This window comes from Paenibacillus sp. P46E, assembly GCF_001909095.1.
GTDB lineage: Bacteria > Bacillota > Bacilli > Paenibacillales > Paenibacillaceae > Paenibacillus_AQ > Paenibacillus_AQ helianthi.
In genome coordinates, this window is the sequence record NZ_LVYZ01000093.1 from 1 (window position 1) to 7083 (window position 7083).

A 7083-nucleotide genomic window follows, 5' to 3' on the forward strand; every position below is an offset into this window, starting at 1 on the left:
GTCTAATGTTGCAGTAAAATATATATGATTAGATTTTTTATCCTGATAATTGGATAAATACAACGGTTCAAGCAAGTCTCCGATTTTCAATTCTGCTTTGGTACCATGAAAGAACGGACCTGGATCTAAGATGTTTTTTTTGTCATCCATATAGGCACACCCCTTTTTGTTTTAGACTTTCGTATAAGAGTATAAGGCTACAGGGAGGCAAAAAGTAGTCTATAAATAATTTCCAAAGGAGGTTATAATATAAGTAGAGAGTATGATCTTTGGTATTCCAGCAGCCCGATCCTCACCATATCCCTCGACAACACCACCATTAAAAGACTAGGATTCCTCTTCTTTTCGGCAAACATCTTTTTTAAATTTCGGTAACAATAACAAAAAAGAATGCCTCTGTAATCGACCATTAAGGAGGCGCTCTACTATGAAGTTATTTTATAGCTATAATTAAGAACCTTTTAGAATTTGTAATAATCCCCTTAGGCGTTAGATTGTTTTCAATGAAATCATTTAGAATTTGAAAGTCTTTGTCCTCATAACCGAAGTGGGGAATAATGGGTGTGTGTTTAAGCAAGAACAACAGATCTTCGGGTCTGTGATAATAATCTACGGAATTGTAATCGAAGGATTCTACGGATTGAAAACCCGCCTCCTTAAGTTCCCTTAAATATGTCTCTTTTAATGTTCCATCGACAACTCCAAACGCCTGCCCGCGACCAAAGGCATTTTTTAAATTCAGCTTATCCCCTTCACTTACTTGCTGCGTCAAAAAAGTTCCACCATTCTTTAATACCTTAGCCACTTCATTGGAGAAGAATGGCGCGTGACAACACGAAACAACGTCAATCGAATCAAAGGGAAATTCCAAATGATCAGAAGACATCTGTTTAAATTCAACGTTAGAAACATTCGCTTTATTTAGGTTTGATTTTGCAGTTTCCATCATTCCACTCGATATATCAATTCCAAATACAGAATGGAATGAAGAAGCGATGGATAGTACATTTTCTCCGCCCCCTGTTCCTACATCCAGAAGAACATCCGTGACTTTAGACCTTCTTATCACTTCCTCATAAAAATCCCACTCTATCCCTTCTGACGTTACCTGCAATTTACTAAAATCCCAACCATTAATTTTGCCGACTTTATCATAAAAATCTTTATATTCTAATTCATTCATGTTCAAATCACCTCTACCGCTCCAAAATGGGATGACTAGACTAACGACTTTGAAATCTGACTATTTTCTCACCAGCAACCATTTGTTCATCTAGGGGTTTCCCGTTCGAGCGCTCTATCCAGATCATGTGATGCTTCAATAATAGCTGGCTCCAAAATACTGAGCCATTCGGAATACTCTAGATGTGTTGCCATGGATGGATTCTTCCTTAGCTCCTTGCATCTCTTCAAATTCTCTTTCCATCCGCCACTAAGATGTGAGATTCCCCAATCGGCTGCTTGGCTTTTAGACAGGACGACCCCTTCCTCCCACCAAGCTATAAATTTGGAAGCTAAGAGGAGCCAGTCGATGGAATGAAGGCTATTTCCCTTGCCAAACTTCCGCATACACATGGCATATTCCTTAAAAAAGCTAATGAATTCTTCCCTCGAGAACGATGGAATATGGTCTAGATCGGACTCACCATACAATAAGATACTCTGCTCCTTGATCGTGTATAGGGTGAACAGGTCTAATTGATTTTCGGGCCAGACGGATTCACTCTTTGTTCCCCACCACAAGCCACTGCCCTTATCCCCGTTCAGCATATTAATCGTAAGAAAGGCACCCTCAAGCATATCGGTGTAGAGACTCGGGATCTGTTTATCGGTGGATTGTCTAAGAAGGGATGATCTATACTTGGATCTTTGTTTGTTTAAAAGTTCGACCTCGTCTGGGCTAAGGTCCTCTCCAATGATGACGAGAAAATCCAAATCCCCGTACCCGGGGGATAAATCATTGTGGATGGCCGAACCATGAAGGTAAATACTTCGCAACTTTCTATTAAGAATGGCTCGGATATCATCAACAAATATGGACAAGGTTTGTTCAAGTATTTCGTCTTCAAAGGATTGCGTCAACATTAAGATCGCTCCATTATGATTTTAATATTACATTCCCATCTTATGTTATATATTCGAGCAAAGGCTGCCGGAGCTTGCGTCTAATGGACTGTTGGATTTATACTGCTTTATTACTTAGATGGAACGTGGGAGGGTATTCTCCAAATGGTTATGAAAGAATTATTGCTGGCTCCCTTTAGGGAGCAACGGGATAGTGATACTCTAGAATTGAAGCATGTGGAATTTCGCCTACCTCACCTACCAAGGTACGAAAAGCCATGCCGTGTCCAGTAATGATCACCTTTTGAAATTCGAGATATTTGTCAATTACCTTCTCCACGCGGTTCTTCAGTTGTTCTTTCGACTCCCAAAGCTTGGTTCCCTCAGGAGGATAGATTCCATGATTAGCATCATAATCGTCCCCCAGTTCTTTAAGCCTCTCCAATGAATCATATTCAAAGGTTAAGTCGGGTTGCCATTCTCTTAAATCGAATTCAACCATTATTTCTAAACCAAGTTCCTTTGATAAAATAGCAGCCGTTTGAAGTGCTCTTGGGTAAGGAGAGGAGACAACAATTTCAGCTTCTTTTAAACGATTATCCTTTGCTATTAAATATACTTGGTTAACTCCTTTATTCGTAAGAGGAACAAGGTCCCGACCATGTCCCTTTAATTTGTAATGTTCATTTATGTCCCATTGTGGTTCACCGTGGCGAATGAGAAAAAATTGCGTCATTAAAAATCCTCCACACATCCGTTTTTGTATTGAACTATATTTTATCAGTTTATCAATCCCTGAATTTATAAAATTTTCTTAATAGCTTATACACAATTACACCAGATAGAATTAGGGCTCCGATAATAATTATTGGAAGCCAGGGGTTTCCCGCCATAAAGTAACTACTATGATATTGAAAGTCTTCACTGAATAAAAACACAGCTTCGCCCCACTTTAACGAATTTTCAACCATTGAAGTATAGAAAATGCCTTGTCTTGAATTAAATCAGGATCATGTGTTTTTTCCAGTTGGGGTAAAGAATCAGCATACTTGGATAAATATTCACTCACACACCAACGCACAGTCCAATTCATATCTGTGGCCCATTGCGCCCACTTGGTACATTCCAGGATGTCCGCATCTTGTAACAAACCGTAGGTATACCAGCCACGCACTCCACCCTCACATTCCTCGTTTAGCCGATTCCAATAAATTGTTCTTTCATGTTCATTTATTGGTTTGATTAAGGCAAAAACGGCAATTCTCCTTACGACTGAAGACTCGTCCTCTGTGAATTCCCATAATTCTTGACGCGTACAAAGTTGATGTTGAACAAGGCTTGATAAAGCTAGTCCTCTTTCGATTTCATCCAAAGATTTAATAGATGAGTGGTCAACTCTTGTCACTCCGGGTAAACCATGCTTTATTCTTTTTGGTAAATCCCCCATTTCTAAGCCATGAATCACCCTTCCAACATTTATTCTAGGCGCGACATTGTCATAATCTCTTAATGGATCCGCATATTCAACCAATATACTGCGCAGGTCCTCCGAATTTAGTTCCGGGTATTCTGAAAATAGATATGCAGCTACACCCGTCACAAGCGTTGCTGCACCAGAAGTCCCCTCATAATACGATACGACCCCGATGTTTTCCATTGATTCACAGTAGGGGATGGTCAAGGATACTCTTGGTGCTAAAAGATCAGGTCTGTAGTGGCCGTCACCATTTCTGCCAAAGGGTTCATCGGGATAAGGGACGTGCTCATTGCGGTCTTTTTTCCCACGATCATTGTAGCCACCCACTGCTAAATAGTCGATAGGCGGCATAATATTGCCTAATCTTGAATTGCCGTTCGAACAAATTACAAGGATCCCTTTCTGGACTGCAGAATCCAGAGCTTGGACTGTGGAGTTCTCAATTGTATTCTTTAGAAGAACTACATTATCCAAAGCATGCCAGCCCATGCACAATATGACCTTTATATTCCATCCGGTTTGTTGTTCCATTATCCAATCCATACCTTTTTTAAACGGGCTCCTTCACCTTCCGTAAAAGCTCCATGATCAAGCACAATAAAATTTGCTGCAGGTGCTATTCCTACATGAGTTTTCCCTTCTAATACAAAGGGCATATGGGATAAAGCTAGAACAGTCTTTAAGCCATGTTCACCGCTTTCCATGTCATCCTCAGTGGGGGATTGATATGCAATATGGCTGCAATTAATAGATAAGTCACTGTTGACGGTAATGTACTTGATTCGTTGACCTAAATGGCTTAATCATCAGCCTAACTCTTCAAAACCAAATTCAACTAATTTTTGCGCCGTTCCGGTGATATAACCCTGCCAAATCCGTTTCGGAAGTATTGCCCTCGTGCAACTAAATCCGCCTTTGAAGCTTGACCATACATTCTGTCGTTGTCGCAGTGACGTACTCCATATAATTCACGGAGCCGTTATAGTTCAAATAAGCTTCATAACGCAAGCGGATTGCGGGTAAAGCAATTAAATCCAGAACACTATCCTTTGGGACCCACCTGCACTCGCTAGTTTCATCAGAAGTAGTCAACTCTCCACCCACAGCTTTGCACACGAAATCAAACATGACCTTCGTAGGAACATCTGTCACACCGTCATACCACTTATGGACTGCTGTATTCGAAATAACACTAATTAAATGGCTAACAGTGGAGTCTATTCCACTTTCCTCTTTGATTTCACGAATCACGCCATCAATGAGGTTTTCTCCAACCTCAGTTATCCCACCAGGAAACACCCAACCATCGTCATGGGCTTTTACTAATAGGATATTTCCATTTCCATCTTCTACAATTCCGCCTGCAGATACAATATGTGTCGGAAACGCCATTTCACAACCTCCTAATACGGTGAAGTTGTATATTACTTCCACGTGTTTCCTGTACCTTCCTGCTTCGTAAATTTATATGCTACTTCAGATTTATTCCTTTCATGTCCCCATAGCCGTTAACGATTTGTTTCAATCCGTCGAGTGTCTCCCCAAAGTGCCGGTTTGGCCAGCTTCGTGGCGAAACTGCGGTTCGTTTATCAGACAAAATTAAAGTATTAGACTCAGCACGAACAATTCAAAAAGGAGCCATAAGGCTCCTTCCTTATAACCAATCAAATCTGAGTAATGCCTTACTCCCCACTATCCTCACTGGCTGAAATAACTTATTCAAGCCCCGCAGCTGCCGATCATATCCCGAATGCAAAACAACAGTAAAAACGGTCCATTCCGATGCGACCAGCTTGAGACTGTGCTGCAGAAGATCCGGAAGACACGGGCCAAAAAGGCCTCCCGGCCGGGCGGGTTAATTAGTGATTATGTCATAAACCTTACTCAAATTCGTCTTAAAGTATGTAGTAAAGTACCAGTTATGATACGCTTCCGGTACATCAATTTCATCAATGCTTTTCTTGTTTTGAACGGCTTCTGCCACGATTTCCATTATATAGGTTAGATATCCCTTCACTTCGTGAAGCTCTTGCAAAGAGCATACTTCGCCATGTCCCGGTACGATTGCTTCTACATCCAGCAGCTCTACCTGCTCCAAAATATTCAGCCATTCCTGAGGATTTGCATACGCCAAAACCGGGTGATGCTTTGAGAGCACCAGATCCCCTATTATGAGAATTTTGTCTTCCGGAATGTACACGATTGCATCACTTTGCGTGTGCCCCCCGCCAAATGTAAGGAGCACAATACTACGATTACTGCCATGTATGGTCATCTGTTGATCAAAAGTTATCGTCGGCAGCGAATGTACCAGATCGGGGAGCATCTTCATAAACTCACGGTCACTAGCATTTTCCCATTCCATTTCCTTTTTTAGCTTCTCATCTGGCTCTTGTTGTATTTGCTCCTCAAATTCTTCGATAGCCTGAACCATCTGCTCCGTGTTTTCCCGATATTGGGCTAACCTGTCTCTGGCAAAAGTATTCATAATCTCACGGGTTGTTGATGTTGAAATAATCTGTGCCGCAGGTAGAAACACTTGATTTCCAGAGGTATGGTCACTGTGCCAATGGGTGTTGATTACATAGGATACGGGATTTCCTGTAAGGTACTCTGCGGCTGCTTTCAAATCCTCTGCAGCCTGTATTGTCGAGAAAGTATCCACGACAAGAGTATTATCCCCTAGATCAATGATTGCTGCATTTCCCAAAGAACCGGTACCTGGAACCGCAATCGCTGCAATTACACTATCAGCGACGTGATTCAGCCGAAAGTGCTCGGAACCTCTAAATGATTCTATCCTATTTTTCAAACTCACCTCTCCCTTCCAATATGGGAATAGATTATATGCCATATCCATGAGGTAGACAATGATTTTTTCCGGGAAGCAGGCGCAATAGATTCTTCAACAACCCGATCATTTCGCCAGAACTGCGGGACGTAGTTCCGGCACTTTTCCAGAAAAAAGTCCTTCTCGCCTCCGGCGTACCTACGGCTGGATTGCTTATGCTGCTAATGGTCGGCTGCATCCATGATGCTCTTTTTCTTCAGGTCTGCAGTCAGAGCGGCGCCACCCGGCGCACGACCTGCAGTGTCAGAAGGAAATAATGTATTAGACTGAAAAATAAAGTGTTAGAATATTATTATGGTACAATTTGGATAGACAGGCACTTTCAAAAGGTTGATGATGGAAATATAAAGTTATCAGATTAGAATAATCAGGAGGGATAGGTTTGGGTATTGGTATTATTGTTATTGTAGTATTCGTCTTTATCATCGCGAAAGCCATTATGAAAGATAACAACAATAAACGGGGCATTAGCGGGAGGGACAGGAACAACTCCGCCGACAGTTTCTTTTTCACGGGAACGGGAGCCGACCTAACCCCTGGTGACGACAGCCACAAACATCATTCCAGCCATCATAACGGGGACAACGGAAATAGCGGCCACAACAACCATAACCACGGCGGGAGCAGTTGGGACAGCGGCCATGGCAGCCACGGTGGCTGGGATGGCGGCGGTCATAGCGGCGGACACGAC

The 7083-nt window shown here is 42.0% G+C and carries 8 protein-coding genes and 1 pseudogene; 1 reads left to right on the forward strand and 8 read right to left on the reverse strand.

Going from position 1 to position 7083, the window contains the following annotated elements:
- From A3849_RS29940 to A3849_RS29970, 8 genes are all read right to left on the reverse strand, one after another.
- A partial coding sequence (locus A3849_RS29940) for an NAD(+)--rifampin ADP-ribosyltransferase (protein ID WP_178382853.1) occupies nucleotides 1–150 on the reverse strand: 150 nt, incomplete at its 3' end.
- Nucleotides 151–433: 283 nt separating this feature from the next.
- Nucleotides 434–1183 (reverse strand): class I SAM-dependent methyltransferase, encoded by a 750-nt coding sequence (locus A3849_RS29945; RefSeq protein WP_074114720.1) that lies wholly within the window; start codon nucleotides 1181–1183, stop codon nucleotides 434–436.
- Nucleotides 1184–1269: 86 nt separating this feature from the next.
- Nucleotides 1270–2085 carry an aminoglycoside adenylyltransferase domain-containing protein gene (locus A3849_RS29950; protein ID WP_074114721.1) on the reverse strand — a complete coding sequence of 272 codons (816 nt, stop codon included), beginning with the start codon at nucleotides 2083–2085 and terminating at the stop codon, nucleotides 1270–1272.
- Between the two features lie 175 nt (nucleotides 2086–2260).
- Nucleotides 2261–2800, reverse strand: coding sequence for a histidine phosphatase family protein (locus A3849_RS29955; RefSeq protein ID WP_074114722.1), 540 nt, complete (start codon nucleotides 2798–2800; stop codon nucleotides 2261–2263).
- A gap of 216 nt (nucleotides 2801–3016) precedes the next feature.
- The gene (locus A3849_RS29960; RefSeq protein ID WP_178382854.1) at nucleotides 3017–4072 is read right to left on the reverse strand and encodes a S8 family serine peptidase; all 1056 of its coding nucleotides are present in this window, start codon (nucleotides 4070–4072) and stop codon (nucleotides 3017–3019) included.
- Nucleotides 4072–4245, reverse strand: a complete 174-nt coding sequence (locus A3849_RS33245) for a hypothetical protein (protein WP_178382855.1) — start codon at nucleotides 4243–4245, stop codon at nucleotides 4072–4074. Before A3849_RS33245 ends, A3849_RS29960 begins: the two co-directional genes overlap by 1 nt.
- A 199-nt stretch (nucleotides 4246–4444) precedes the next feature.
- Nucleotides 4445–4933 (reverse strand): NUDIX hydrolase, encoded by a 489-nt coding sequence (locus tag A3849_RS29965; protein ID WP_074114724.1) that lies wholly within the window; start codon nucleotides 4931–4933, stop codon nucleotides 4445–4447.
- A gap of 463 nt (nucleotides 4934–5396) precedes the next feature.
- Nucleotides 5397–6353 (reverse strand): MBL fold metallo-hydrolase, encoded by a 957-nt coding sequence (locus A3849_RS29970; RefSeq protein ID WP_074114725.1) that lies wholly within the window; start codon nucleotides 6351–6353, stop codon nucleotides 5397–5399.
- A gap of 421 nt (nucleotides 6354–6774) precedes the next feature.
- Here A3849_RS29970 and A3849_RS29975 point away from each other — a divergent pair.
- Nucleotides 6775–7083: pseudogene (locus tag A3849_RS29975) on the forward strand (hypothetical protein); the annotation flags it as partial.

What these genes read in the sequence shown, in the direction of transcription:
- A3849_RS29945 (WP_074114720.1), bottom strand. Translation starts at nt 1,183, where the DNA reads ATGAATGAATTAGAATATAAAGATTTTTATGATAAAGTCGGCAAAATT.
- A3849_RS29965 (WP_074114724.1), bottom strand. Translation starts at nt 4,933, where the DNA reads ATGGCGTTTCCGACACATATTGTATCTGCAGGCGGAATTGTAGAAGAT.
- A3849_RS33245 (WP_178382855.1), bottom strand. Translation starts at nt 4,245, where the DNA reads ATGGAAAGCGGTGAACATGGCTTAAAGACTGTTCTAGCTTTATCCCAT.
- A3849_RS29950 (WP_074114721.1), bottom strand. Translation starts at nt 2,085, where the DNA reads ATGTTGACGCAATCCTTTGAAGACGAAATACTTGAACAAACCTTGTCC.
- A3849_RS29960 (WP_178382854.1), bottom strand. Translation starts at nt 4,072, where the DNA reads ATGGAACAACAAACCGGATGGAATATAAAGGTCATATTGTGCATGGGC.
- A3849_RS29955 (WP_074114722.1), bottom strand. Translation starts at nt 2,800, where the DNA reads ATGACGCAATTTTTTCTCATTCGCCACGGTGAACCACAATGGGACATA.